Origin of the sequence: Streptomyces sp. RK62 (assembly GCF_018070255.1) — a bacterium.
Taxonomy (GTDB): domain Bacteria; phylum Actinomycetota; class Actinomycetes; order Streptomycetales; family Streptomycetaceae; genus Streptomyces; species Streptomyces nigra.
The window spans coordinates 66,416-93,102 of record NZ_JAGPYD010000014.1; the positions used below are offsets into that span (position 1 = coordinate 66,416).

At 71.2% G+C, this 26,687-nt stretch carries 20 protein-coding genes; 16 read left to right on the top strand and 4 right to left on the bottom strand.

All coding sequences use genetic code 11. From position 1 onward, the window contains the following. Positions 1–22 precede the first annotated feature (22 nt). Together KBY32_RS25995 and KBY32_RS26000 are read left to right on the top strand one after the other, a co-directional pair. Positions 23–784: a GNAT family N-acetyltransferase gene (locus tag KBY32_RS25995; RefSeq protein WP_210981837.1), complete on the top strand. Its 762-nt coding sequence runs from the start codon at positions 23–25 to the stop codon at positions 782–784. Positions 785–969: 185 nt separating this feature from the next. Next, positions 970–2,997, top strand: a complete 2,028-nt coding sequence (locus KBY32_RS26000) for an ATP-dependent DNA helicase (protein WP_115509242.1) — start codon at positions 970–972, stop codon at positions 2,995–2,997. 182 nt (positions 2,998–3,179) lie between these two features. Here KBY32_RS26000 and lexA read toward each other — a convergent pair whose 3' ends face one another. After that, positions 3,180–3,959, bottom strand: a complete 780-nt coding sequence (gene lexA / locus KBY32_RS26005; protein WP_055622122.1) for a transcriptional repressor LexA — start codon at positions 3,957–3,959, stop codon at positions 3,180–3,182. A gap of 689 nt (positions 3,960–4,648) precedes the next feature. Here lexA and nrdR point away from each other — a divergent pair. Next, positions 4,649–5,215 (top strand): transcriptional regulator NrdR, encoded by a 567-nt coding sequence (gene nrdR, locus KBY32_RS26010; protein WP_210981838.1) that lies wholly within the window; start codon positions 4,649–4,651, stop codon positions 5,213–5,215. 164 nt (positions 5,216–5,379) lie between these two features. Then, positions 5,380–8,274, top strand: coding sequence for a vitamin B12-dependent ribonucleotide reductase (locus KBY32_RS26015; RefSeq protein WP_210981839.1), 2,895 nt, complete (start codon positions 5,380–5,382; stop codon positions 8,272–8,274). Positions 8,275–8,349: 75 nt separating this feature from the next. On the opposite strand, the gene KBY32_RS26020 is transcribed toward KBY32_RS26015, so the two are convergent. Further along, positions 8,350–8,880, bottom strand: coding sequence for a TerD family protein (locus tag KBY32_RS26020; protein ID WP_210981840.1), 531 nt, complete (start codon positions 8,878–8,880; stop codon positions 8,350–8,352). Positions 8,881–9,035: 155 nt separating this feature from the next. Here KBY32_RS26020 and KBY32_RS26025 point away from each other — a divergent pair, with 155 nt between their 5' ends. The 3 genes from KBY32_RS26025 (at position 9,036) to KBY32_RS26035 (ending at position 11,335) form a co-directional block, all read left to right on the top strand. Continuing rightward, entirely contained in the window at positions 9,036–9,641 is a 606-nt protein-coding gene (locus KBY32_RS26025; protein ID WP_055622118.1) for a YdbC family protein, read from the top strand. A 116-nt stretch (positions 9,642–9,757) separates the two neighbouring features. Beyond that, entirely contained in the window at positions 9,758–10,417 is a 660-nt protein-coding gene (locus tag KBY32_RS26030) for a histidine phosphatase family protein (protein ID WP_210981841.1), read from the top strand. Positions 10,418–10,429: 12 nt separating this feature from the next. Continuing rightward, positions 10,430–11,335 (top strand): ADP-ribosylglycohydrolase family protein, encoded by a 906-nt coding sequence (locus KBY32_RS26035; RefSeq protein ID WP_055622116.1) that lies wholly within the window; start codon positions 10,430–10,432, stop codon positions 11,333–11,335. A gap of 90 nt (positions 11,336–11,425) precedes the next feature. Here the strand turns inward: KBY32_RS26035 and KBY32_RS26040 are convergent, their stop codons facing one another. Further along, positions 11,426–12,976 carry a DHA2 family efflux MFS transporter permease subunit gene (locus KBY32_RS26040; RefSeq protein ID WP_055622192.1) on the bottom strand — a complete coding sequence of 517 codons (1,551 nt, stop codon included), beginning with the start codon at positions 12,974–12,976 and terminating at the stop codon, positions 11,426–11,428. Positions 12,977–13,280: 304 nt separating this feature from the next. Here KBY32_RS26040 and KBY32_RS26045 point away from each other — a divergent pair, with 304 nt between their 5' ends. The 3 genes from KBY32_RS26045 to KBY32_RS26055 all read left to right on the top strand — a co-directional run bounded on the left by KBY32_RS26045 (position 13,281) and on the right by KBY32_RS26055 (position 15,397). Continuing rightward, positions 13,281–13,904, top strand: a complete 624-nt coding sequence (locus tag KBY32_RS26045; RefSeq protein WP_210981842.1) for a TetR/AcrR family transcriptional regulator — start codon at positions 13,281–13,283, stop codon at positions 13,902–13,904. Positions 13,905–13,985: 81 nt separating this feature from the next. After that, positions 13,986–14,687, top strand: a complete 702-nt coding sequence (locus KBY32_RS26050; protein ID WP_055622114.1) for a ribonuclease HII — start codon at positions 13,986–13,988, stop codon at positions 14,685–14,687. A 68-nt stretch (positions 14,688–14,755) separates the two neighbouring features. After that, positions 14,756–15,397, top strand: a complete 642-nt coding sequence (locus KBY32_RS26055; protein WP_210981843.1) for a hypothetical protein — start codon at positions 14,756–14,758, stop codon at positions 15,395–15,397. A 237-nt stretch (positions 15,398–15,634) separates the two neighbouring features. Here KBY32_RS26055 and KBY32_RS26060 read toward each other — a convergent pair whose 3' ends face one another. Continuing rightward, the gene (locus KBY32_RS26060) at positions 15,635–16,270 is read right to left on the bottom strand and encodes a hypothetical protein (RefSeq protein ID WP_210981844.1); all 636 of its coding nucleotides are present in this window, start codon (positions 16,268–16,270) and stop codon (positions 15,635–15,637) included. Positions 16,271–16,607: 337 nt separating this feature from the next. Here KBY32_RS26060 and KBY32_RS26065 point away from each other — a divergent pair, with 337 nt between their 5' ends. From KBY32_RS26065 to KBY32_RS26090, 6 genes are all read left to right on the top strand, one after another. Then, positions 16,608–18,761: a RecQ family ATP-dependent DNA helicase gene (locus tag KBY32_RS26065; RefSeq protein ID WP_210981845.1), complete on the top strand. Its 2,154-nt coding sequence runs from the start codon at positions 16,608–16,610 to the stop codon at positions 18,759–18,761. Positions 18,762–18,912: 151 nt separating this feature from the next. Beyond that, on the top strand, positions 18,913–20,460 hold the full coding sequence (locus KBY32_RS26070; RefSeq protein ID WP_210981846.1) for a DUF4192 domain-containing protein: 1,548 nt from the start codon (positions 18,913–18,915) through the stop codon (positions 20,458–20,460). Positions 20,461–20,578: 118 nt separating this feature from the next. Continuing rightward, a complete protein-coding gene (locus tag KBY32_RS26075; protein ID WP_055622110.1) occupies positions 20,579–21,337 on the top strand; it encodes an NUDIX domain-containing protein in 759 nt (252 codons plus the stop codon). Positions 21,338–21,536: 199 nt separating this feature from the next. Continuing rightward, positions 21,537–23,594 carry an ATP-binding cassette domain-containing protein gene (locus KBY32_RS26080; protein ID WP_210981847.1) on the top strand — a complete coding sequence of 686 codons (2,058 nt, stop codon included), beginning with the start codon at positions 21,537–21,539 and terminating at the stop codon, positions 23,592–23,594. A gap of 163 nt (positions 23,595–23,757) precedes the next feature. Next, complete coding sequence (locus KBY32_RS26085; RefSeq protein WP_079033647.1) at positions 23,758–24,645, top strand: FadR/GntR family transcriptional regulator; 888 nt, start codon at positions 23,758–23,760, stop codon at positions 24,643–24,645. Between the two features lie 452 nt (positions 24,646–25,097). Beyond that, positions 25,098–26,636 (top strand): RNA polymerase sigma factor, encoded by a 1,539-nt coding sequence (locus KBY32_RS26090; protein ID WP_055622190.1) that lies wholly within the window; start codon positions 25,098–25,100, stop codon positions 26,634–26,636. Positions 26,637–26,687: the final 51 nt, after the last annotated feature.

Here is a 26,687-nt window from a genome sequence, read left to right on the forward strand (position 1 = left end):
GCACTTCCGAGAGGACCTCGTCGTGCCCCCCACCGACACCAGCGCCACCACCGGTCCCGGCCCTGGCCCCGGTCCCGTCCCGCCGCCCGACACCGACGGCGAGGACACCCTGGACCTGGAACTCCCGGACGAACTCGTCACCCTCATCGCCTCGAGCCCGGAGTCGGACGACGCCGGGGACACGAGCCCCGGCGACCTGCTCGCGGAGATGTCCGACCTCCTCGGCCATGTCGCCGACTGGGGGCCGGTCAGCACCCCCGCCGGGGTGTTCCACCTGGTGCCGGTCCGCATCGAACGAGATCTTCCGCTCCTCACCCGCTGGATGAACGATCCGGTCGTCGCGGAGTTCTGGGAGCTCGCCGGGCCCGAGGAGACGACGGAGAGGCATCTGCGGGCCCAGCTCTCCGGCGACGGGCGGAGCGTCCCGTGCGTGGGCCTGCTGGGCGGCAAGCCGATGAGCTACTGGGAGATCTACCGGGCCGACCTCGACCCGCTCGCCCGCCACTACCCCGCCCGGCCCCACGACATCGGTGTCCACCTCCTCATCGGCGGGCCGGCCGACCGGGGGCGGGGCCTGGGCCGGACGCTGCTGCGGGCGGTCGCCGACCTCGCGTTCGGCAGACGGCCGGCGTGCGGCAGGGTCGTGGCGGAACCCGATCTGCGCAACACCCCGTCCGTCGCGGCCTTCCTCGGTGCCGGGTTCCGCTTCTCCTCGGAGATCGACCTGCCGGGCAAGCGGGCGGCGCTCATGGTCAGGGACCGGAATCTGCGCCATCTCTTGTGACGGCCATCACGGTTCTCCCACCCAAGAGCGATCATCCTCTGGACCCGGGGGAACGCGAACCGAACCCTCCCGATCCCAGCTGATCCCGACCGATCCCGAGCGAAGATCGCCCCGGCCCTGATCCCGTCCCACCCCCCGACCGTGAACGCCCGATTGTCAGTGCCGGGCCGTAGGGTGGTCGCGCTATGACGAAGCCCTCACTCCCCGAACTCCTGCATGCCGCCGTCACCGCCGTCGGCGGCACGGAGCGCCCCGGCCAGGTGACCATGGCCGAATCCGTCGCGGAGGCCATCGACGGCAATTCCCATCTGCTGGTCCAGGCCGGCACCGGCACCGGTAAGTCGCTCGGCTATCTGGTGCCCGCGCTCGCCCACGGGGAGCGGGTCGTGGTGGCCACGGCCACCCTGGCCCTGCAGCGCCAGCTCGTGGAGCGGGACCTTCCGCGCACGGTGGACGCGCTGCACCCGTTGCTGCGCCGGCGCCCCGAGTTCGCCATGCTCAAGGGCCGGTCGAACTACCTCTGTCTGCACCGCCTGCACGAGGGCGTCCCGCAGGACGAGGAGGAGGGCCTGTTCGACCAGTTCGAGGCGGCGGCGCCCACCAGCAAGCTCGGGCAGGACCTCCTGCGCCTGCGCGACTGGTCGGACGACACCGAGACGGGCGACCGGGACGATCTGACGCCGGGTGTGTCGGACCGTGCCTGGGCGCAGGTGTCGGTGTCGTCGCGGGAGTGCCTGGGCGCGACCAAGTGCGCGTACGGCGCCGAGTGCTTCGCCGAGATGGCCCGCGAGCGGGCCAAGCTCGCCGAGGTCGTCGTCACCAACCACGCGTTGCTGGCGATCGACGCCATCGAAGGCGCCCCCGTGCTTCCGCAGCACGAGGTGCTGATCGTCGACGAGGCGCACGAGCTCGTCTCCCGGGTCACGGGCGTGGCGACAGGCGAGCTCACCCCGGGGCAGGTCAACCGGGCGGTGCGCCGCGCGGCGAAGCTCGTCAACGAGAAGGCCGCCGACCAGCTCCAGACTGCCGCCGAGGGCTTCGAGCGGCTGATGGAGCTCGCTCTGCCGGGCCGCCTGGAGGAGATCCCCGAGGACCTCGGGTACGCCCTCATGGCCCTGCGCGACGCCTGCCGTACGGTCATCTCGGCCATCGGCGCCACCCGCGACAAGTCCGTCCAGGACGAGGACGCGGTCCGCAAGCAGGCGCTGGCCTCGGTGGAGTCCGTGCACGACGTGGCCGAGCGGATCACGAACGGCTCCGAGTGGGACGTCGTCTGGTACGAGCGCCACGACCGCTTCGGCGCCTCGCTGCGGGTGGCCCCCATGTCGGTGTCCGGTCTGCTGCGCGAGAAGCTCTTCACCGACCGCTCGGTCGTCCTGACGTCGGCCACGCTGAAGCTGGGCGGGGACTTCAACGGCGTCGGCGCCTCCCTGGGCCTCGCGCCCGAGGGCACCAAGGGCGACGACGTGCCGGAGTGGAAGGGCGTGGACGTCGGCTCCCCGTTCGACTACCGCAAGCAGGGCATCCTCTACGTCGCCAAGCATCTGTCGCGCCCGGCGCGGGACGGTGACCGCGGGGACATGCTGGACGAGCTGACGGAACTGATCCAGGCGGCCGGCGGGCGCACGCTCGGGCTCTTCTCCTCCATGAGGGCCGCACAGCTGGCCGCCGAGGAGCTGCGCTCCCGTATCCCCGAGTACCCGATCCTCCTTCAGGGCGAGGAGACGCTCGGCGAGCTGATCAAGAACTTCGCGGCCGACCCGAAGACCTGTCTGTTCGGCACGCTGTCGCTCTGGCAGGGCGTCGACGTCCCCGGGCCGAGCTGCCAGCTGGTCGTGATGGACAAGATCCCGTTCCCGCGCCCGGACGACCCGCTGATGAGCGCTCGCCAGAAGGCGGTGGAGGACGCCGGGGGCAACGGCTTCATGGCGGTCGCCGCCACCCACGCCGCGCTGCTCATGGCGCAGGGCGCCGGTCGTCTCGTACGGGCCACGGGGGACCGCGGTGTCGTCGCGGTGCTGGACCCGCGGCTGGCGACCGCGCGCTACGGGAGCTATCTGAAGGCGTCCCTGCCGGACTTCTGGTACACGACGGACCGCAACCAGGTCCGCCGGTCGCTGTCGGCGATCGACGCGAAGGCCCGGGAGACGGAGGCCGCTGAGGCGAACGAGGCGGCCGTCGCGGAGCCGGTGGAGGCCGAGGAGTCGGAGTGAGCCGTGCTTGATCGTGGTTAGCCTGTCGCGGGACCGCGACAGGCTAACCACTGATCGGGAGCGGGCCGACACCGGGGTCCCAGTGGCCTGGAGCCGGACAGCACAGGGCCCCGGAACCGGCGCAGAGGTTCCGGGGCCCGGTCAGAGGGCCGACGCGCCTTCAGCGTCGCCCGCCGCGGCCGTCACACGCGCCGCAGCACCGCCACCACCTTGCCCAGGATGGTCGCGTCGTCGCCGGGGATCGGCTCGTACGCGGCGTTGTGCGGGAGAAGCCAGACGTGGCCGTCCTCGCGCTTGAAGCGCTTGACGGTGGCCTCGCCGTCCAGCATGGCGGCCACGATGTCGCCGTTCTCGGCGACGGGCTGGCGGCGGACCGTGACCCAGTCGCCGTCGCAGATCGCGGCCTCGATCATCGAGTCACCGACGACCTTCAGGACGAACAGCTCGCCGTCGCCGACCAGCTGCCGGGGGAGGGGGAAGACGTCCTCGACGGACTCCTCGGCCAGGATCGGGCCACCGGCGGCGATCCGCCCGACCAGCGGGACATAGGAGGCGGCGGGCTTGCCGGCGGTGTCGGTGGCCTGCACCGACGCCGCCTGGTCGGAGCCGCGGACCTCGTAGGCGCGCGGGCGGTGCGGGTCGCGGCGCAGGAAGCCCTTGCGCTCCAGCGCCATCAGCTGATGGGCGACCGAGGACGTGCTCGACAGGCCGACCGCCTGACCGATCTCCCGCATCGACGGTGGGTACCCCCGCCGCTGCACGGAATCCCTGATGACCTCGATCACTCGGCGCTGGCGGTCCGTGAGCCCCGAGCTGTCGGCCCGGATGCCTGGAGGTCGGCCCGGGAGCGAGCGCTTCTGCGCCTCGGGATTCACGGTTTCGTTCATCGCATGCACCGGCTCGAGTCGGCCCTGGGAGCGGTCCTGGGCAGTGATGGTGGCGCTGTCTGCGGTGGTGGTCACGTCGGCCCCTCTCGATGGTCTCCCTGCTGCACAACGGTAGTTGCTTTCGAAAGGTTGCGCCAAACACACGTTCGAGTGAAAAATCGCGAATCGTCTTACGTGATCACAGGGCGAGGTGTATGGCTGGCAAGCTTTCCCGGCGGGCGAAGGGGCCCGTTGTTGTACTCTTCACCGCCGGGGCCACGGCCTCGTAGGTGGTTGCCCCAGTCTGCCATCCGGGGCCGGTCCACTCGTGGATCGACCCCCATCTGCGCGGGAGTCCCACCTGCCCTCCGTGCGGCGCTCACGCTATCTCCGTATGTGCCGTGGCGATACGGGCGTGCACCCGAATGTCGGGCGTGACGACCCGTTCGCGGGGCATACGGCGTAGGCGCGGCCCTCCCGGGGCGCCCTCCGAGGCCCCCCGGCGGCGCCCTTTGAGGCCTCTCGGAAGCCGCTCCGGGCCTCGCCGGCCCTGGCCCGGCGCCTGCCCGGCGCCTGCCTCGGTGCTCGCTCCCGCACGACACGCGCTATGGCGTGGATGTATGGGCCAATCCCCACATCTAGTGGTTGGATTGCGGAAGCGGCCCAGAAGTTGTGGTGACCCGGGTCTTCGAACGCTCGGAGATCGCCTATGCTTGAGGCTGCTTCGGCGGGGCCCATGTGGCCCAACGAGGCTATTGAGTCTGCTGTGAGGAGGGTTCGGAGCCATGCACTGTCCCTTCTGCAGGCACCCCGACAGCCGCGTCGTCGACAGCCGTACGACGGACGACGGCACGTCGATCCGCAGGCGCCGTCAGTGTCCCGACTGCTCCCGTCGTTTCACGACGGTGGAGACGTGCTCACTGATGGTGATCAAGCGGTCCGGAGTCACGGAACCGTTCAGCCGTACCAAGGTCATCAATGGCGTGCGCAAGGCATGCCAGGGGCGGCCTGTCACCGAGGACGCCCTCGCCCAGCTCGGCCAGCGGGTCGAGGAGGCGGTGCGGGCCACCGGGAGCGCCGAGCTGACCACCCACGACGTGGGGCTGGCCATACTCGGCCCGCTGCAGGAGCTGGACCTCGTCGCCTATCTGCGATTCGCCTCCGTGTACCGGGCGTTCGACTCGCTCGAGGATTTCGAGGCCGCGATCGTGGAACTGAGGGAGGCGACGGGGCGCCGGGCCGCGGACGACGACCGCGCCGGCGCGGCGCGCGCGGACACGGGGGGCCAGAAGGACGACGGCGGGGCCGCGGAAGCCGTACCGGTGCCCGTGCCCGCCGAAGCCGCCGACTGAGGGCGGGCCGGCCCGGTGTCGACAGACCCGGATCCGGCCGAGCGAGCGGCGCGACAAAGACGTGCTGCGGGCGGCGACAGAGGTGCCCGCAGCGAAGGACAGAACATGTGCCACGGGGAACATCGGGGCACTTCAGGGCGTTTTCGCCCGTACAGGGAGGCGGCATGACAGAGACGGCGAGCGGTCCGGCACGGAGTTCCCGCGCCAAGGGCGGCAAGACGGCCAAGGGGCTGCGTATCGAGCGCATCCACACCACCCCCGGCGTGCACCCGTACGACGAGGTGGCCTGGGAGCGCCGTGACGTCGTCATGACCAACTGGCGCGACGGCTCGGTCAACTTCGAGCAGCGTGGCGTCGAGTTCCCCGACTTCTGGTCGGTGAACGCGGTCAACATCGTCACCAGCAAGTACTTCCGGGGCGCCGTCGGCACCCCGCAGCGCGAGGTCAGCCTCAAGCAGCTGATCGACCGCATCGTGAAGACGTACCGGAAGGCCGGCGAGGACTACAAGTACTTCGCCTCGCCCGCCGACGCCGAGATCTTCGAGCACGAGCTCGCCTACGCCCTGCTGCACCAGATCTTCAGCTTCAACAGCCCGGTCTGGTTCAACGTGGGCACGCCGCAGCCCCAGCAGGTCTCCGCCTGCTTCATCCTGTCCGTCGACGACTCCATGGAGTCGATCCTCGACTGGTACAAGGAAGAGGGCATGATCTTCAAGGGCGGTTCCGGCGCCGGCCTGAACCTCTCCCGCATCCGCTCCTCCAAGGAACTGCTGTCCTCCGGTGGCAACGCCTCGGGTCCCGTCTCCTTCATGCGTGGCGCCGACGCCTCCGCGGGCACCATCAAGTCGGGCGGCGCCACCCGCCGCGCCGCCAAGATGGTCATCCTCGACGTCGACCACCCCGACATCGAGGACTTCATCGAGACCAAGGTGAAGGAGGAGGAGAAGATCCGCGCCCTGCGCGACGCGGGCTTCGACATGGACCTGGGCGGCGACGACATCACGTCCGTCCAGTACCAGAACGCCAACAACTCGGTCCGTGTGAACGACGAGTTCATGAAGGCGGTCGAGCAGGGCGGCAAGTTCGGCCTGCGCGCCCGTATGACCGGCGAGGTCATCGAGGAGGTCGACGCCAAGTCGCTCTTCCGCAAGATGGCCGAGGCCGCCTGGGCCTGCGCCGACCCCGGCATCCAGTACGACGACACCATCAACCACTGGCACACCTGCCCGGAGTCCGGCCGGATCAACGGCTCGAACCCCTGCAGCGAGTACATGCACCTGGACAACACGTCCTGCAACCTCGCCTCGCTGAACCTGATGAAGTTCCTCAAGGACGACGGCAAGGGCAACCAGTCGTTCGAGATCGAGCGCTTCGCCAAGGTCGTCGAGCTCGTCATCACCGCGATGGACATCTCCATCTGCTTCGCGGACTTCCCGACGCAGAAGATCGGTGAGAACACGCGCGCGTTCCGCCAGCTCGGCATCGGCTACGCCAACCTCGGCGCCCTGCTGATGGCGACCGGCCACGCCTACGACTCGGACGGCGGCCGCGCCCTCGCCGGTGCCATCACCTCGCTGATGACCGGCACCTCCTACCGCCGCTCCGCCGAGCTCGCCGCGGTCGTCGGCCCGTACGACGGCTACGCCCGCAACGCCCAGCCGCACCTGCGCGTCATGAAGCAGCACGCCGACGCCAACGCCGTGGCCGTCCGCGTGGACGACCTGGACACGCCGATCTGGGCCGCCGCCACGGAGGCCTGGCAGGACGTGCAGCGCCTCGGCGAGAAGAACGGTTTCCGTAACTCGCAGGCGTCCGTCATCGCCCCGACCGGCACCATCGGTCTCGCGATGTCCTGCGACACCACCGGTCTTGAGCCCGACCTCGCGCTGGTCAAGTTCAAGAAGCTGGTCGGCGGCGGCTCGATGCAGATCGTCAACGGCACCGTCCCGCAGGCCCTGCGCCGCCTGGGCTACCAGGAGGAGCAGATCGAGGCGATCGTCGCCCACATCGCCGAGCACGGCAATGTGATCGACGCCCCCGGCCTCAAGCACGAGCACTACGAGGTGTTCGACTGCGCCATGGGCGAGCGTTCCATCTCCGCGATGGGCCACGTCCGGATGATGGCCGCGATCCAGCCCTGGATCTCCGGAGCCCTCTCCAAGACCGTCAACCTGCCGGAGACGGCGACGGTCGAGGACGTCGAGGAGGTCTACTTCGAGGCCTGGAAGATGGGCGTCAAGGCGCTCGCCATCTACCGCGACAACTGCAAGGTCGGCCAGCCCCTCTCCGCCAAGACCAAGGAGAAGGAGAAGACCGAGATCACGGAGAAGGCCGAGGCCACCATCCGTGAGACGGTCGAGAAGGTCGTCGAGTACCGCCCGGTCCGCAAGCGCCTCCCCAAGGGCCGTCCCGGGATCACGACGTCCTTCACCGTCGGCGGCGCCGAGGGCTACATGACCGCCAACTCCTACCCGGACGACGGTCTCGGCGAGGTCTTCCTGAAGATGTCCAAGCAGGGCTCCACCCTCGCGGGCATGATGGACGCCTTCTCCATCGCGGTCTCCGTCGGCCTCCAGTACGGCGTGCCGCTGGAGACGTACGTCTCGAAGTTCACCAACATGCGCTTCGAGCCGGCCGGTATGACGGACGACCCGGACGTGCGGATGGCGCAGTCGATCGTCGACTACATCTTCCGCCGCCTGGCGCTGGACTTCCTGCCCTTCGAGACGCGCTCCGCGCTCGGCATCCACTCCGCCGAGGAGCGTCAGCGCCACCTGGAGACCGGCTCGTACGAGCCCTCCGAGGACGAGGTCGACGTCGAGGGCCTGGCCCAGTCGGCGCCGCGCGCCCAGGAGCTGAAGGCCGTCGCCACGCCGAAGGTCGAGGCCGAGGCGGCCAAGCCCGCCCCGAAGGAGGCGCACACGAGCGCCGAGCTGGTGGAGATGCAGCTGGGCATCCAGGCCGACGCCCCGCTCTGCTTCTCCTGCGGTACGAAGATGCAGCGGGCCGGTTCCTGCTACATCTGCGAGGGCTGCGGCTCGACGAGCGGCTGCAGCTGACCCGCTGATGCGTGACGCGTGACAAGAGGGGCGCCGGCGATCGTGCCGGCGCCCCTCCTGCGTGTCCGGCGCGCGTTAGGTGCGGCGGTGGCCCATCGTCTGGGTGAAGGTCGCCGGGTCGTCCTCGAAGCCGTGTACGCCGGGACGGAAGTCCCAGGTCGTGGGGCCCTCGCGGACGAACTCCGCGACCGTCGCCGCCGTGGCGCCGAGGACGCCGCCGAAGTCGTCCTCGGCGAGGACTGTGTAGGCCTCGCGGATGCGGAGGGCCGGCTTCACGACGCTGACGAAGGTCCGGTGCGCCGGGTGCTGCTGGATCACCACACCGACCACCACGCGCGCGTACCGGCTGTCGAGCCGGTCGAGCTCCACGGTCAGCACCTCGTCCCAGCCGAAACCCTGGCCGTCCTTGCTGTCCCGGTTCAGATGGATCGTGCCGTCGGGCGAGCGGCTGTCGAAGTGGACCACATAGGCGGGATCGCCGTACGGGTCGCTCGCCGGATAGGTCGCGGCCACTATGTCCAGGTCGGTGGGCGGCTGCCCGGCCGGACTCGGATCCCATTTCACCGAGATCTCGACCTTCCGGAAGCTCTTGCTGATGGCGTTCACCAGGTTTCCCCTTCCCCGTGCCGCGAGTGCGTCGACCTGAACTGCCCGACAGACAAGGCCGATTGTCCATCCTGCCACGTGAAGCGGAGCGCGTGCCGTGAAGCACTCCCGCCGACCGTGACCGGCGCCACGTCCCCTGGCCTTACGATGGCGCGGTGCTGGTCAAGTGGATTCGCTGCACCGTGGTGGACCGCCGCGGTTTCGAGCGGGGGCAGCGGAAATGGGCGGGGCTTCTGGGGGAGCCGGGGTTCAGGGGGCAAGGCGGTGGATGGAGCCGGGGGCGGCAGGGCGTGGCGCATGTCTTCTCGTTCTGGGAGAGCCGCTCCTTCTACGACTCGTTCATGGCCCGGTCCCACGACCGGCTGGCCGCGACCCAGTCCGGCACGTTCAAGGACGCGCAGGTCAAGCTGTTCGACTACCGCTTCGACGTGAAGACCGGCTTCGAGCCGCGCTTCACCGACGCCGACCTGGTCCGGGTGGCCCACTGCCGGGTCCACGAGGAACGGGCCGAGCACTTCATGCTCATGCAGGAGAAGGTCTGGAACCCCGCGATGGCCGGGTCCCCGGGCATGATCCGCGGGCTGTTCGGTGAGGCGCCGGGCCCCGAGTTCCTGGTGCTGTCCATGTGGCGGTCGGCCGCCGAGCACGGAAAATACCGCACCGAGCGGGTGGAGCGGCTCGCCCTGCGGGCCCAGACGGAGGCCGACGTGGCCGCCCTCACCGGCGACATCGTGGAACTGGAGCCCACCTGGACGGTGTGACGTCCCACCCCGTACGGCCGTCCCGATGTGACCCGTGGGGCAGGAAATGTGTGACCTACGCCGTATGGAGCCCCCAGAAGTGCTCGATCAGCCGTCACCCGATCTAGGGTTTTGGCATGGCACGACCACGGCGCATCGTCCTTGTCCGGCACGGCGAGTCAACCGGCAATGTTGATGACACCGTTTACGAACGTGAACCCGACCATGCTCTCGCCCTCACCGAGCGGGGCTGGAGGCAGGCGGAGGAGACCGGCAAACGGCTGCGCGAGGTCTTCGGCCGCGAACGCGTCAGCGTCTACGTCTCCCCCTATCGCCGCACGCACGAGACCCTGCGGGCCTTCCACCTAGACCCCGAGCTGATACGCGTCCGCGAGGAGCCCCGCCTGCGGGAACAGGACTGGGGGAACTGGCAGGACTGCGACGACGTCCGCCTCCAGAAGGCGTACCGGGACGCCTACGGCCACTTCTTCTACCGCTTCGCGCAGGGCGAGTCCGGCGCCGACGTCTACGACCGGGTCGGCGGCTTCCTGGAGAGCCTCTTCCGCAGCTTCGAGGCGCCCGACCACCCGCCGAACGTGCTGCTCGTGACCCACGGTCTGGCCATGCGGCTGTTCTGCATGCGCTGGTTCCACTGGACGGTCGCCGAATTCGAGTCCCTGTCCAATCCGGGGAACGCGGAGATACGGATGCTCGTTCTGGGGGAGGACGGCCGTTACACGTTGGACCGGCCATTTGACCGCTGGCGTGACCCGGAGCCGTACGGGATCACCGGATAGAGTGGCAGTGCGATGACCGCTGATTCCTCCTCCGACGGGCGCTTGGAGCGCGCGCTCGCCAGTCTGCGCGGACTGGCGGTCGGGGACGCGCTGGGTTCGCAGTTCTTCGTCCCGGCGAACTATCCGCTGCTCAAGCGCCGCGAGCTGCCTCCCGGCCCCTGGCAGTGGACGGACGACACGGAGATGGCCGGTTCGGTCGTCGCCGTGCTCAGCACACACCACCGCATCGACCAGGACGCCCTTGCCCGCTCCTTCGCCGAGCACCATGACTTCGACCGGGGCTACGGGCCCGCCGTCAACCGGCTGCTGCGCCTGATCAGGGAGGGCGGCGACTGGCGCGAGCTGGCCGCCGCGCTGTTCAACGGGCAGGGCTCCTGGGGCAACGGCGCGGCGATGCGGATCGCCCCGCTGGGCGCCTGGTACGCCGACGACCCCGAGCAGGCCACCCACCAGGCCGAGATCTCGGCCTACCCCACGCATCAGCACCGTGAAGCGGTCGTCGGGGCCATGGCGGTCGCCGCCGCCGCGGCCCTCGCCGCCGCGCCGGGCGGGCCGCCCCGCCCCGAGTCCCTCCTCGACGACGTCGTCGCCCTCGTCCCGAAGAGCGCGGTCGCCGCGGGCCTGCGCCGCGCCCGGGACATGCTCGACTACGGTGACGCGGCCACCGTCGCGGCCGTACTGGGCTGCGGCCGGCGGACGACGGCCCATGACACGGTGCCCTTCGCGCTGTGGTCGGCCGCGCGTGCCCTCGGTGACTACGAGGAGGCGTTCTGGACGACCGCCCAGGTCGGCGGCGACATGGACACGACCTGCGCGATCGTGGGCGGCGTGATCGGCTCCGGCAAGGCGGGGGCCGTCCCGGTCGAGTGGGAGCGGCGGACCGAGGCGTTGCCGGGGTGGGTGCGGGCGGCGGTGTAGAGCCCGGGATTCGTCGGTTGTCCGGGTGGCCGGCCCGGGGTCGCCGTTCGTCGGGGGTCCCCGTGGGCCGGCCGTTCCGGGCCGGGGTGCTCAGCCCGCCATCGGACCCGCCGTACCGGACAGAGCCTCCAGGTCGCTCTTGCGGACCCGCACCACGACCGCGGCGACCACGAACGCCAGGACGGCCATCGCGGCGGCCGGGATGAAGGCCGTGGAGATGCCCTGGGACAGCACCTCGTGGCTCCAGGGGGCGGGCAGCTGCCCGGACTCGGCGAACGCCGCCTTCTGTTCCGGCGTGGCCTGGGCCATGAACGACGCGACCTGCTCGGTCGCCTCGTCGCGGCTGGCGGTGCCGAAGACCGTCGTGAGGATGGACAGCCCGAGCGCGCCGCCGACCTGCTGTGTCGTGTTGAGGAGGGCGGAGGCCGCACCCGCCTCGCGCGAGGCGACACCGGACACGGCGGTCACGGTGAGCGTGACGAAGTTCAGTCCCATACCGAGGCCGAAGAGCAGCATGGGGCCGAGCACCCCGCTGACGTAGGAGCTGCCCGAGTCGACCAGGGACTGCCAGGCCAGACCGATGGCCGCGAGCGTGGTGCCGGTCAGCAGGAACGGCTTGGGGCCGAGCACCGGCAGCAGCCGCTGCGAGATCCCGGCGCCCACGGCGATGACCACGGTGACGGGCAGGAAGGCCAGGCCGGCGCGGATGGGGGAGTAGCCCAGCACGTTCTGCACGAACAGCACGATGTAGAAGAACATGCCGAACATCGCCGCCGCGAGGCTGATCATGATCAGGTACGTGCCCGAGCGGTTGCGGTCGGCGAACATGCGTAGCGGGGTGATCGGTTCCTTGGCGCGGCTCTCGACGTACAGGAACGCGACGAGCAGGACGACGGCGGCGCCGAACGCGCCGAGCGTCAGGGAGTCCCGCCAGCCGTCGGACGCGGCCCGGATGAAGCCGTAGACCAGCGCGACCATGCCGAGCGTCGAGGTGAGCGCGCCGGTCAGGTCGAAGCGGCCGGGGTGGCGCTCGGACTCGTTGATGTAGCGCGGCGCGACGGCGGCGATGAGGACGCCGATGGGCACGTTCACGAAGAGGACCCACCGCCAGTCGAGCCAGTCGGTGAGCAGACCGCCGGCCAGGAGCCCGATCGCGCCGCCGCCCGCGGAGACGGCCGCGAAGATGCCGAACGCCCTGTTGCGTTCGGGGCCTTCGGGGAACGTCGTGGTGATCAGCGCGAGCGATGTGGGTGAGGCGATGGCGCCGCCCATGCCCTGCAGGACGCGCGCGGCCAGCAACTGCCAGGGTTCCTGGGCGAGTCCGCCGAGGAGCGAGGCGAAGGTGAAGAGCAGGATGCCGGCGATGAAGACCCGGCGGCGCCCGAGGATGTCGCCGGCCCGCCCGCCGAGCAGCAGCAGACCGCCGAAGGTGAGGGTGTAGGCGCTGACCACCCAGGTCAGGTTGGTCGTGGAGAAGTTGAGCGCGTTCTGGATGTCGGGCAGGGCGATGTTCACGATCGTGGCGTCGAGCACCACCATTAGCTGGCACGCCGCGATGACCGCGAGGGCGATGCCCGGATGCGACGGGCGGGAGGCAGGGCCGCCCGGCGGTGGGGCGGGCGTGGGTGAGTGGGTCTGTATCTGGTCGTGCGTCACAGAGCGTCCCCCAAAGACGTAGTAGTGAACGTGCGCGTTCACTAGTGGGGACCATAGCGAGTCCGACTTAGTGAACACAAGCGTTCTCTAACGGCTCCTTGGTGGCCGTGCGTGAGGCGGTTGGCCGTGGGCTGTCGGGATGCCGCCGAGGCGCCTGGGGCATCGAAAGAGTGGCCCGGGCCTGACATGCTGGTGGAGGGCGTGGTCGCGTGGCGCGTCCCCCTTTGGTCGCCGCGTGCCGCTCCCTCGTCCCCGTATCCCCGCTTCGCTGTTCGTTGGAGACGCTCAGATGGTTACCTCGCACCGGACGGCCGCCCCCGCTCGGGCGGTGTCCCCGCGCCGACGCGGCGCGGTGCTCGAACGGGCGATCCTCGACGCCGCGTTGGAGCAGCTCAGCACCGTCGGCTGGAACGGACTCACGATGGAGGGTGTCGCGGCGTCCGCCCAGACCGGGAAGGCCGCCGTGTACCGCCGCTGGCCCTCCAAGGAGGATCTCGTCGCCGACGCGCTGCGTGCCGGGCTGCCGTCGCTCGACTCGGCTCCCGACCTCGGGTCCGTGCGCGAGGATCTGCTCGAGCTGTGCCGGCTGGCGCGTGACGCGATGTTCTCGCGGCCCGGGTTCGCCCTTCGGGCAGTCATTCACGAGTGTGAAGACATCCAGGCCGAGCGGTTCCATACCGTGATCTTCGAAGGGCTGGTCGAGCCGACGATACGGCTGCTGCGGGAGGTCATCGTCCGTGGGATCGAGCGGGGTGAGGTGCGTGAGGACGCGGTGAACGGCTACGTCTGCGACGCCATCCCGGCGATGATGATGTACCGGTCGAAGGTGTGCGGCAGCGAATGGGGCGACCGCGATCTCGAGGAGATGATCGACCAGCTGATGGTTCCGCTGCTGCGCAGGTCCGAGGCTTGATCCGGCGTCGTTCCGGGTGCGTGACGACTGAGGCGAACCGGGTGTCGAAGCGGGTTCCGGGCGGCGTAGGCTAAGGGCGCCATGCCGTACGAACCGCCTACCCACACCGTCGAGCGCTCCCTCCGAGCCACGACCGGAGCGAAGATCATTGCCGGTGTCGACGAGGTCGGGCGGGGAGCCTGGGCCGGTCCCGTCACCGTCTGTGCCGCGATCACCGGACTGCGCCGGCCGCCGGAGGGACTCACCGACTCCAAGCTGCTCACCGTCAAGCGCCGCAATGAACTCGCGGAGACGCTGCGGACCTGGGTGACGTCGTACGCCCTCGGGCACGCCTCCCCGGAGGAGATCGACGAACGCGGGATGACGGCCGCGCTGCGGCTCGCCGCCGTACGCGCCCTGGAGAGCCTGCCGGTCCGGCCCGACGCCGTGATCCTCGACGGGAAGCACGACTACCTCGGCAACCCCTGGCGGGTCCGTACGGTGATCAAGGGCGACCAGTCGTGCGTGGCGGTGGCCGCGGCCTCGGTGATCGCCAAGGTTCAGCGCGACAAAATGATGGCCGAACTGGGTGTCGACCATGCAGACTTCGGTTTTGCGGACAACGCCGGGTATCCGTCGCCCGTCCACAAGGCCGCACTGGCGGAGCGGGGACCCACCCCGTACCACCGGTTGTCGTGGGCGTATCTTGATGCGCTGCCCCAGTGGCGGCACCTCAAGAAGGTCCGCACATGGGTGGAGGAAAGCGTTCCGGCGATCGAGGGCCAGCTCGGCTTCGATTTCTGACGTTTCCGCTCGCACTTGTGTGCCACCCGCCGGCGCCAGCCGGACCAGCGTTTGATAAAAATCAGCTCATGCCTCTCATTCCCGAGGAGCCTCAGATTCACGAGAGTGCCCAGGGTCCCCGCCCCACTCCGGCCAGTGGCCGTACCGCGCCGACCCCCCGCCCCGTTCCCGGCCCTCGCCCGGCGGCACCGCCGCGTCCCGGCCGCCCCGGGCCCCTACGGCCCACGCCGCCGGCGCAACGCACCGCGCGTGACGTGGTCGCAGCCAAGCCGCAGCCGTCGGCTCCGGCCGCTCCCGCCGCTCCTGCTGCCGCTCCGGCCGCCCCGCAGATCCAGCTGATCCCGGCCTCGCCCGAGGGTGCGCTGGACGCCGCCGAGGAAGCCGTCGACCTGCTCCTCGACTCGGGGCGCGCCCCCGGCGAGGTGCTGGTGATCACGACCGGCGAGCAGCACCCGTGGGCCGCCCACGAGCTGTCCTTCGGCGAGACGTCCTACTGGGCGCAGCACGACGCGAAGGACGACGTGTTCTACGCCGACGCCTCCGCCGCCGGCCGTGCCGGTGCGCGTCAGGTGGTCGTGGTGGCGCTGAACGGCGGATCCGACGAGGTGGCCGCCGCGACGCTGCCGCTTGCGCTCGGCCGTGCCGGTGCCCTGCTGATCGTCTGCGGCGACCCGCAGCGCATCAACTCGGTGCTGGGCGCGGGGGTCTGAGCCGTCCTCGGCTCAGCCGCCGGGTCCCGCACGTGGGTGCCTGAGCCGTCCTCGGCTCCCCCGCCGGTCGTGCGGCGTGGCCGCGGAGGGCAGGGCAGACCTGGGCTCGCGCGCGCGTACGTACGAGGGTGCCCGGCAGGCGTCGTACGCGGGCCTTCACGCGTCAGGCGAGGGGTTCGATCGGCCGTCCGTGCGCCCGGTGGTGGCGGGAGCCACGCACCGGGATCGTCGGCTGTGTCAGCGGGCCGCCGCGCGGCGCATGACCTCCGACGCCGCGCCGCCGGTGCGCGGCATCGGCAGCGGGGCCTCGGACGTGGCGAACGGCTCCGGGGTCGATTCGCTGTTCGGGCGACGGCCGCCACGGCCCTCACCGAGGACCTGCCAGCCGTCACGCGTCAGCGTGATGTACGCGCCGCAGCGCAGGCCGTGCAGGGTGCAGGCGTCCCGCAGCCCCCACATCCAGGCGCCGTCCTCCTCCGTCCAACGCCCGTCGCCGTCACGGCAGTACAGCAGGACCGCGGTCCGCACCGGGGTGCGGCGCCGCAGGTCGTGCGGGATGACGCGACGGAGCTGGGAGAGCACGGCGTTGCGGAACATCCACCCGTCGGCGGGTGCCGGCCGGCGGACGAACGACGCGCTCGCCCGCAGCCGTTCGTCCGGATCGAGGACGGCCACGATCGCGGTCGACGGCTTGGGACGATGCCGGGAGTGGAGTCCGCTGACGACCTCGCGCGGATTGCGCAGCAGCGGGATGCCCGCGGCAGCCCATTCGGCGGGTTCGAGCATGCGGGCCAGAGGGTTGGCGGTTGCGGCGGACAGGTCGGCTGACGTCGACGTGGATGCCGCGGAGGACGGAGCGAATCCGAAGGTCACGGTCCTCCCTTCGGCTACGCGCCCACACTGAGGGCGAGGTCGGATTCGGGGGAGCGCGCACCGCAGCAGAGCCCTACCGGACCACGGACGAGCCGTGCGGGGAGCGGACTTCAATTCTTCCTGGCGAACCTGCTTGCGGCAACGAGCAATTGGCGTCGCCGACCGATATCGGGTGGTGCGAGGGTTATATCCCTACCCGGAAATTCCGTCCGTGACGCCTCGGCGGACGTGCGGCGGTCACAGGCAGTGATCGGATACGGCGTCCAGAACCGCACGTGAGAGGGCTGTCACCTGCTGTGAGTGGCTGACCTCCCCGGTCATCGGGTTGCATGGAGACATGGACGACCGTGAGCTGAACGCCGAAGCCGATGCCATCCTCGCCGAGCTCGTCGGCACCCCCGGGGCGCGACTGCGGGAGGACCAGTGGCAGGCGGTGGCGGCGCTGGTGCGCGAGCGCCGGCGGGCCCTGGTGGTCCAGCGGACCGGCTGGGGGAAGTCGGCGGTGTACTTCGTCGCGACCGCGCTGCTGCGACGGCGGGGCGCGGGACCGACGGTGATCGTCTCGCCGCTGCTCGCGCTGATGCGCAACCAGGTCGAGTCGGCGGCACGGGCCGGCATCCGCGCCCGCACCATCAACTCGGCCAACCCCGAGGAGTGGGAGACCATCCACGGCGAGATCGAACGCGGTGAGACCGACGTGCTCCTCGTCAGCCCCGAGCGCCTCAACTCCGTCGACTTCCGCGACCAGATGCTGCCCAAGCTGGCGGCCACCACCGGTCTGCTCGTCGTCGACGAGGCGCACTGCATCTCCGACTGGGGCCACGACTTCCGCCCCGACTACCGCCGGTTGCGCGCCATGCTCGCCGAACTGTCGCCCGGCGTCCCCGTGCTGGCCACGACGGCGACGGCCAACGCGCGCGTGACGGCCGACGTGGCCGAGCAGTTGGGCACCGGCGCCGGAGAGGCCCTGGTGCTGCGTGGACCGCTGGAGCGGGAGAGCCTGCGGCTGGGCGTGGTCCGGCTGCCGGACGCCGCGCACCGCCTCGCATGGCTCGCGGAGCACCTGGAGGAGCTGCAGGGCTCGGGCATCATCTACACGCTGACGGTCGCCGCCGCCGAGGAGGCCACCGCGTTCCTGCGGCAGCGGGGCTTCCCCGTCGCGTCCTACACGGGCCGCACGGAGAACGCCGACCGGCTACAGGCCGAGAACGACCTGCTGGCCAACCGGGTCAAGGCGCTGGTGGCGACCTCCGCCCTCGGCATGGGCTTCGACAAGCCGGACCTGGGCTTCGTCGTGCACCTCGGCTCGCCCTCCTCGCCGATCGCCTACTACCAGCAGGTCGGACGGGCCGGACGCGGCGTCGAGCACGCCGACGTACTGCTCCTGCCGGGCCAGGAGGACGAGGCGATCTGGCGCTACTTCGCCGACACGGCCTTCCCGCCCGAGTCGCAGGTCCGCCAGACCCTCGCCGCGCTCGCCGACGCGGGACGGCCGCTGTCCGTGCCCGCCCTGGAGGCGTCGGTGGACCTGCGCCGCAGCAGGCTGGAGACGATGCTGAAGGTGCTGGACGTCGACGGCGCGGTCAAGCGGGTCAAGGGCGGCTGGACGGCGACGGGCGCCGAGTGGGTGTACGACGCCGAGCGCTACGCGCGCGTGGCGCGTCAGCGGGCGGCAGAGCAGCAGGCGATGCGCGACTACGTTGGTACGACCCAGTGCCGGATGGAGTTCCTGCGCCGGCAGCTCGACGACGAGGGGGCCTCCCCCTGCGGCCGCTGCGACAACTGCGCCGGCGCCTGGGCCGACGCCTCCGTGTCATCGGAGACGCTGACCGGCGCGGCCAAGGAACTGGACCGCCCCGGCGTGGAGATCGAACCGCGCCGGATGTGGCCCACCGGGATGCCCGCGCTGGGCATCGAGCTCAAGGGCCGCATCCCGGCGGGCGAGCAGTGCTCCACGGGGCGCGCCCTGGGACGGCTCTCGGACATCGGCTGGGGCAACCGGCTGCGCCCCCTGCTCGCCGAGAACGCACCCGACGGACCCGTCCCCGACGACGTGCTGAAGGCCGTGGTGGCCGTCCTCGCCGACTGGGCGCGCTCCCCGGGCGGCTGGGCGCCGGACGTCCCCGACGCCGTGCAGCGGCCCGTGGGCGTGGTCGCCGTCCCCTCGCTGACCCGCCCCGAGCTGGTGGGCTCCCTCGCGCGCGGGGTCGCGTCCATCGGCCGCATGCCGTTCCTGGGCGCGCTGACGTACGTCGCGGAGGACGGCGCGCACGCGGCCCGGCGCAGCAACTCCGCCCAGCGGCTGAAGGGGCTGTCCCAGGCGTTCACCGTCTCCGGGGAGCTGGCCGACGCGCTGGCGGCCACGCCCGGCCCCGTGCTGCTGGTGGACGACTACACGGACACCGGCTGGACGCTCGCGGTCGCCGCCCGGCTGCTGCGCAGGTCGGGGAGCGGGGAGGTGCTGCCGCTGGTGCTGGCGGCGACGGGGTGATGCGGGGCCTCGGTGGTTGAGGGGGTGTCGGTGTAGAGGGGGCGCACGTGGGTGGGGGGGCGAGGGCGTGGACGTGGGTGGTTGTCGTGTCCCTGGTCGGACTTATCCACAGGCCCAAGCGGAGTTCTGAGTTCCGCGAGATCGTCGGCGCATGACGAACCACAGCGGAACGACTGGATCTCCCGGATCTCCCGACAACGACGACACCGTGGGCGGCGAGCGGCAGCGCGCCCGGCGGGCCACCGACCTCGACCGCGTCCCGGCGGTGCAGGAGCGCCCCCTGCCCGAGCACCAGGTCACCCTCCGCACCCCCGAGGAGCTGGCCGACGCCCTGCCGTATCTGCTGGGGTACCGCCCGGAGGACAGCATCGTGCTGGTCGCGCTGCACGACGCGGACGGCCGGGGCCGCTTCGGCGGCCGGGCGCGGCTCGGCATTCCGGCGAGCGCCGACGACTGGGACTCCGCCGCCGGGCAGCTCGCCCACGGCCTCGTGACGGGCAGCGAGCGCAGGGGCGCCAAGCCGGAGCAGATGGTCGCCTTCCTGTGCCAGGAACCGGCGAAGGGCGAGACCGGCCGGCAGGTCATGGAGCGGCTCCGCCCGCTGGCCCAGAAGATCCGCCTGGCCTGCGGCAGCCTGGACGTCCCCGTCGTCGAGGCCCTGTGCATCTCGGACGGCCGCTTCTGGTCGTACTGCTGCGACCGCGGCGAGTGCTGCCCTCCCGAAGGCCGCCCCATGGGCATGCCGGGTACGTCCGTCCTGGCGGCGGCGGCCGCCTACGCGGGAGTCCAGGTGCGCGGCACCCTCCGTCAGCTGAGGGCGCGGCTGCAGCCCTTGGAGACCGGGGCGGCGCTGGAGCAGGAGGTCGCCCTCGACACGGTCGGCATGGAACTGGTCCCTCGGGTCCTCGACGAATCGACACGGGCGGGCGTCGCGGCCGAGACGCTGGAACTCGCCGAGCGGATGCTGCGCCGGTTCGCCGAGTCCCCGGTCATGTCGGAAGCGCTCCTCTCGGACCTCCGCGACGACGAGCTGCTCGGACACGACGAGGCCGCGCGACTGATTCTGGGCCTCCAGGACCGTGCGACCCGTGACCGGGTGGCCGAGTGGATGGAGGACGGCGAGGCCCCTCCCGCCCTCCGTCTGTGGCGCGCGCTGTCCCGCCGGTGCGTACGGCCGTACCACGAGCACGCGGCGGCGCCCCTGACGCTGGCGGGCTGGGTCGCCTGGTCCAGCGGCGACGAACTGGAGGCCCGGGAAGCCTTCGCCATGGCCCTCGCGGCGGACCCCGACTACCTCTTCGCCCGCCTGCTGCACCAGGCCTGCAACGAGGGACTCGACCCGGAGTCGATCCGCCGCTGCCTGCGGGCGGAACGCACCGGGCGGCGACGGAAGATCGCCGAAGCGCCGGGAATGGTGGATGCAGCGCCGGGGGACGGCATGCACACCGGGCACCCCTCGGCCACCTCCCCGGACGACTCGCACTCGGCGGCCAAGACCCCCGTACGCGAGCGACGGCCCAAGATCCCCCGCCCGCGTACGTCCGCCGGGACGCACCCCGGCCCCGCACGACCCGGTACCACCGCCTCCCGTGCCACCAAGAGGACGGCTGACCGCCGCACACCGAGGAAGCGTCCGGAAGACCGGAGCACCGCCCGTCCGGACGGCGGGTGCGACGGGACCGGGGGTACGGCGATGTGACCGACCGGATCGAGGACGAGAGGCCTCCAGACCGACGGTTCCCCGGACCGCCCACCCCGGATGATCCCCACCCACAGAAGGGAGTGCTTATCGTCAGGCAGACGACTATGATCGCCGCATGCCCTACGACCCGTCAGCCTTTCCGCCCTTCGCCGTCACCGTGGACCTGGTCGTGCTGACCGTGCGCCGTCACGCCTTGTGTGCGCTGGCGATCCGCAGGGGTGAGCCCCCGTTCCAGGGGCGCTGGGCGCTCCCGGGCGGGTTCGTGCGGGCCGACGAAGACCTGGCGCAGGCGGCGGCGCGCGAGTTGGCCGAGGAGACCGGGCTGCAGGCGCACGACCCGGGCGCCCCGGCCCAGGACTACGGCGCTCACCTGGAGCAGCTCGCGACCTACGGCGACCCGGACCGGGACCCCCGGATGCGCGTGGTCAGCGTTGCCCACCTGGCGCTCGCCCCCGACCTGCCCGCGCCCAAGGCGGGCGGCGACGCGAGCAACGCACGATGGGCCCCGGTCGACGAGCTGCTGCAGCAGGGCGGTTACGGCCGGGACGGCGAGCCCGTCGCGCCGCTCGCCTTCGACCACGCACAGATCCTCTCGGACGGGGTGGAGCGCGCCCGGTCGAAGATCGAGTACTCGTCGCTGGCCACGGCGTTCTGCCCCGCCGAGTTCACGGTGGGCGAGCTGCGCCGCGTGTACGAGGCGGTGTGGGGCGTGGCGCTGGACCCGCGCAACTTCCATCGCAAGGTGACGGGCACGCCCGGGTTCCTCGTCCCGACCGGCGGCACCACCACCCGCCAGGGCGGGCGCCCGGCCCAGCTGTTCCGGGCCGGCGGAGCGACACTGCTCAACCCTCCGATGCTGCGCCCCGAGGTCTGACCCGCGGCCTGCACGGCCGCCTGCGCGACGCCCGTAAGGCGGCCCGCACCACGCCCTGCACTACGCTCCGCACCACGCCCCGCACGGCGGCCGCCGCACGCCCTGCCCGGCGGCCCGTCACACGACGCCCCGTTCGGCGTCTGTACAGCGGGCCTTGCCCTACCCGAAAAAACGGACATAGCGCGCTATCTTGCTGCGGGTGATCCAGGCCATCGGATTGACCAGCGACCCTCGCAAGGACCTTCCCCCCGCCGTCGACGACGTGTCGTTCGAGGCGCGCGCGGGGCGCGTCACCGCGTTGCTCGGGGGGCCGGGTGCGGGCAAGACCACGGTGCTCAGACTCATGCTCGAACTCCAACGGGGCCGTGGCGTCACCTACTTCAGGGGCCGCCCCCTCCACCGCATCGCCCACCCCTCGCGCGAGGTGGGCGTACTCCTCGGGGACGTGCCCGGTCACCCGGCCCGCACGGTCCGCGGTCATCTGCGCATGCTCTGTGCGGCAGCCGGTGTTCCCGCCCGGCGCGCCGACGAGGTGCTGGAGGTCGTCGGCCTGGTCAGCCTGCGCGACGAACGGCTCTCCACGCTCTCGCGCGGCATGGACCGCCGTCTCGGGCTGGCCTGCGCCCTGCTGACCGACCCGCACACCCTTGTGCTCGACGACCCCACCAGCGGGCTCTCGACACGGGAGAAGCGCTGGATGCACGGCATGCTGCGGGCACACGTCGCGCACGGCGGCACCGTCCTGCTCACCACGCCGGACCCCAAGGAGGCCGCGCGCACCGCCGACCAGGTCGTCACCCTGGAGCGGGGACGTGTCGTCGCCGACCAGGAGGCGGCCGACTTCGCCCGCACCCGGCTGCGTCCCCGCGTCGCCGTCCGCACCCCCCATGCCCCCCGCCTCGCCACCCTGCTCACCAAGGAGGCCCGCGCCACGCACCGCTCGGTCGAGGTCGTACGCGAGAGCGGCAACCGGCTGTCGGTGTACGGCAGTACATGCGCCGACGTGGGGGAGACGGCGTTCCGCAACGGCATCCCGGTCCATCAACTCGCCGATGAGGTGGGGGACATGGGTCCGAGGGTGTCGACCACGGCCGACCGGTCCGCCGATGAGGCGCGGGCCGATGTGGCACCGCAGCGCAAGGCAGCCGTATCGCGGCCCGAGGGGTCCCGCGAGCAGGCGGCGACACGCGCCCGCAGCGGCGGCCCCACCCGCACCACCGGCACCGGCACCGGCACCGCGACCTCCTCCGCGACGGAGTCCGCCACGTCGTCCACCGCGTCCACCCCGGTACGCAAGCGGCGTCAACGGTCCGCCACGGCGCCGGGCACCGAGGCGCGCACCCCGCAGGCACGCTCGGGCGACCGGCAGCGGACCGAGCCGGAGACCGAGGCGTCCGACACCACACCCCGTCGGCGGGCCGCCGAGGCCCCCTCCGCCGAACTCGACGCGCTGCCCGAGCTCCCGCCCCCCATCTCCGTCCGCCCCGCCCCCAGCCCCCTCCGCCCCCTGCGCTACGAGTTGCGGCGCGCCGCCGGGGTCGGCACCGGGTTCGTCACCTGCGGGGCCGTCCTCCTCGTGTCCGCCGTCACCGCCGTCCTGCTGGCGCGCGTCGGCCACACGCCCCGGCCCCGGCTGATGGCCGGGTGGCCCCAGCAGCTGCCGCTGCCGCCCGCGGCGCTCGGGGCCGGACTGCTCGGGGCGCTCGCCTTCGGCGACGAGTTCCGCCATCCCGCGCTGGCGGCGGATCGCGGCACCGTCCCCCGCCGGCTGGGGCTGCTGGCCGCGAAACTCCTCGTCACCACCGCCACCGCGCTGCTGCTCGCGGTGCTCACCCTGGGCTGCGACATCGAGATGCTCTATCTCGTATACGGCCGGGAGCTCGCGGAAGTTCCCTCGGACTGGCTTTCGCTGACCGCCAGTTGGTTCGGGCTCGTGGTGGGCTGCGCGTGGGCCGGGGTGCTCGCGGCCGGGCTTTTCCGGTCCACGACGGCCGGGCTGGCGGCCGTGGTCGCGGTGCCCGTCGCCGTCGTACCCGTCGTGCACAAGATCGTCGAGGGGCCGTCCGTGCGCACCGCGGCCGGGTTTCCGCTGCGGATCCGGGAGCTGCTGCTGAACCAGTGGCCGTTCGGCGGGGAGCGGTACGTGGAGGCCGCGGCCCGTCTGATCGCCCAACCCGTGGGTGGGGCACTGACGTTGTCCCTCGCCGCTCTGCTCGGCGCCTTCCTCTTCACGACCCTACGCGGAAAGGTCCGATGACGACTGTTCCCGCCCTTTATTGAATGGCCTTGCGCGCAACTCCCCGGGGATAGCTCATTTCTTTCCGATAAGGCGTCAATTGCGACGGGGTGAGCGATCACCCTTTCGTGTGCTTTTCACCAAAGACCTCAAGGGAGTTGGAAACGGCGCCGACAAAGGATGCGTGAGTACCCTTGCGCACACCATGATGACCGCCGCCCGCGCCGCCGACTCCGGACTCGTCGGCCCGGGCGAACTCGACCGCTACCCCTACGCCGAGGCCTCCGTCGCCGACCGCGTCGGGACCCCCACCTGGGAGGGCGCGGACCCCGAACTCGGCCGCGTCGGCCGCCGTACGGCGGGCAGCCGCGGACGCGGGCTGCACGGCCAACTCGTTCAGCAGCTCGGACAGATGATCGTCTCCGGGGATCTGGGCGCCGACCGTCCGCTCGTGCCCGAGGAGATCGGCCAGCGCTTCGAGGTCTCCCGGACCGTCGTGCGGGAGTCGCTCCGCGTCCTGGAGGCGAAGGGCCTGGTCAGTGCCCGTCCGAACGTCGGCACGCGGGTGCGCCCCGTCAGTGACTGGAACCTCCTCGACCCGGACATCATCGAGTGGCGGGCCTTCGGGCCACAGCGCGACGACCAGCGCCGGGAGCTCAGCGAGCTGCGCTGGACGATCGAGCCGCTCGCCGCCCGTCTTGCCGCCGGGCACGGGCGCGACGACGTTCAGCAGCGCCTCTCCGACATGGTCGAGATCATGGGGCACGCGATGGGGCAGGGCGACGTCCTGACCTTCTCCCGTGCCGACGCCGAGTTCCACTCGCTGCTCATCCAGATGGCGGGCAACCGCATGCTCGAGCACCTCTCCGGCATCGTCTCGGCCGCTCTCCAGGTCTCCGGCGGCCCGGTGACCGGCTGTGACCGGCCGAACGAGACGTCCCTCGGGCAGCACGGCAGGATCGTCGACGCCCTCGCGGCCGGCGACGGCGCGGCCGCCGAGGCGGCCATGCGCCAGCTGCTCACCGTCCACCCCGAGGTGGAGCGTGTGGTGCCCGCACCCCGCGAGCACTGATTCCACCCCCCGGGTGCCGCGCCCGGGCGATGCCTCCCCCTCCTGGGCATCCCCCGTACGCGCACCCTCCCCGTCGGACCCGCAGGATCCACGACGGATCCTGCGGGTCCGACGGCGCGAAGAGGGGACTCGACAGCCGTACCGTGCCGGGCGTGACATCGTGAAGGACATCGGGTAAGCGCCGGGAGCTGACCTCTTTTGTTGCCCTATGTCTGCTTTTGGTCGGTTACGGGATGTGACTCGGGCCACGCAGAATGGGCGTAACGCTCGGGGGAACAGCGCGATGACCTAAGAGGTGACAGCCGAGGAAGGGAATACGGACGCCGTTCGAGGCGCTGTATGTCTTCCCGGCCCCTGCCCGCACCGTCGGTCCAATCCCCAGGCCGGTGGTCGGCTCCTGTCCGCACCGGACGGGGCCGGAAGCCGCTTTCCAACGTTCCGAGAGGTTGTTCGTGTCGGCCAGCACATCCCGTACGCTCCCGCCGGAGATCGCCGAGTCCGTCTCTGTCATGGCTCTCATCGAGCGGGGAAAGGCTGAGGGGCAGATCGCCGGCGACGATGTGCGTCGGGCCTTCGAAGCTGACCAGATTCCGGCCACTCAGTGGAAGAACGTACTGCGCAGCCTCAACCAGATCCTCGAGGAAGAGGGTGTGACGCTGATGGTCAGTGCCGCGGAGCCCAAGCGCACCCGAAAGAGCGTCGCAGCGAAGAGTCCGGCCAAGCGCACCGCCACCAAGACCGTCGCGGCGAAGACGGTGACCGCCAAGAAGGCCACCGCCACCGCCACGCCCGCGGCGCCCTCCGCGGAACCCGCCGTCGAGGACGAGGCCGCCCCCGCGAAGAAGGCGGCCGCAAAGAAGACGACGGCCAAGAAGGCTGCCGCGAAGAAGACGACCGCCGCCACGAAGAAGACGGCGGCCAAGAAGACCTCCGGCAAGAAGGACGACGCCGAGCTCGTCGAGGAAGAGGTCCTCGAGGACGCCCCCAAGGGCGACGAGCCCGAGGGCACCGAGAGCGCCGGTTTCGTCCTGTCCGACGAGGACGAGGACGACGCGCCCGCGCAGCAGGTCGCGGCCGCCGGTGCCACCGCCGACCCGGTCAAGGACTACCTCAAGCAGATCGGCAAGGTCCCCCTGCTCAACGCCGAGCAGGAGGTCGAGCTCGCCAAGCGCATCGAGGCCGGTCTGTTCGCCGAGGACAAGCTGGCGAACGCCGACAAGCTCGCCCCCAAGCTCAAGCGCGAGCTGGAGATCATCGCCGAGGACGGCCGCCGAGCCAAGAACCACCTGCTGGAGGCCAACCTCCGCCTCGTGGTCTCCCTGGCCAAGCGCTACACCGGCCGCGGCATGCTCTTCCTGGACCTGATCCAGGAGGGCAACCTCGGTCTGATCCGCGCGGTCGAGAAGTTCGACTACACCAAGGGCTACAAGTTCTCCACGTACGCCACCTGGTGGATCCGCCAGGCGATCACCCGCGCCATGGCCGACCAGGCCCGCACCATCCGTATCCCGGTGCACATGGTCGAGGTCATCAACAAGCTCGCGCGCGTGCAGCGCCAGATGCTCCAGGACCTGGGCCGCGAGCCCACCCCGGAGGAGCTGGCCAAGGAACTCGACATGACCCCCGAGAAGGTCATCGAGGTCCAGAAGTACGGCCGCGAGCCCATCTCCCTGCACACCCCGCTGGGCGAGGACGGCGACAGCGAGTTCGGTGACCTCATCGAGGACTCCGAGGCCGTCGTCCCGGCCGACGCGGTCAGCTTCACGCTCCTGCAGGAGCAGCTGCACTCCGTGCTCGACACCCTGTCCGAGCGCGAGGCCGGCGTGGTCTCCATGCGCTTCGGTCTCACCGACGGTCAGCCGAAGACCCTCGACGAGATCGGCAAGGTCTACGGCGTGACGCGTGAGCGCATCCGCCAGATCGAGTCGAAGACGATGTCGAAGCTGCGCCACCCGTCGCGCTCGCAGGTCCTGCGCGACTACCTCGACTAGGCCGCACCGGCAGCACGCGAAAGGCCCGGTACCCCTCGTGGGTGCCGGGTC

What these genes read in the sequence shown, in the direction of transcription:
- KBY32_RS26000 (WP_115509242.1), top strand. Translation starts at nt 970, where the DNA reads ATGACGAAGCCCTCACTCCCCGAACTCCTGCATGCCGCCGTCACCGCC.
- nrdR (WP_210981838.1), top strand. Translation starts at nt 4,649, where the DNA reads ATGCACTGTCCCTTCTGCAGGCACCCCGACAGCCGCGTCGTCGACAGC.
- KBY32_RS26015 (WP_210981839.1), top strand. Translation starts at nt 5,380, where the DNA reads ATGACAGAGACGGCGAGCGGTCCGGCACGGAGTTCCCGCGCCAAGGGC.
- KBY32_RS26030 (WP_210981841.1), top strand. Translation starts at nt 9,758, where the DNA reads ATGGCACGACCACGGCGCATCGTCCTTGTCCGGCACGGCGAGTCAACC.
- KBY32_RS26035 (WP_055622116.1), top strand. Translation starts at nt 10,430, where the DNA reads ATGACCGCTGATTCCTCCTCCGACGGGCGCTTGGAGCGCGCGCTCGCC.
- KBY32_RS26045 (WP_210981842.1), top strand. Translation starts at nt 13,281, where the DNA reads ATGGTTACCTCGCACCGGACGGCCGCCCCCGCTCGGGCGGTGTCCCCG.
- KBY32_RS26050 (WP_055622114.1), top strand. Translation starts at nt 13,986, where the DNA reads ATGCCGTACGAACCGCCTACCCACACCGTCGAGCGCTCCCTCCGAGCC.
- KBY32_RS26055 (WP_210981843.1), top strand. Translation starts at nt 14,756, where the DNA reads ATGCCTCTCATTCCCGAGGAGCCTCAGATTCACGAGAGTGCCCAGGGT.
- KBY32_RS26065 (WP_210981845.1), top strand. Translation starts at nt 16,608, where the DNA reads ATGGACGACCGTGAGCTGAACGCCGAAGCCGATGCCATCCTCGCCGAG.
- KBY32_RS26070 (WP_210981846.1), top strand. Translation starts at nt 18,913, where the DNA reads ATGACGAACCACAGCGGAACGACTGGATCTCCCGGATCTCCCGACAAC.
- KBY32_RS26075 (WP_055622110.1), top strand. Translation starts at nt 20,579, where the DNA reads ATGCCCTACGACCCGTCAGCCTTTCCGCCCTTCGCCGTCACCGTGGAC.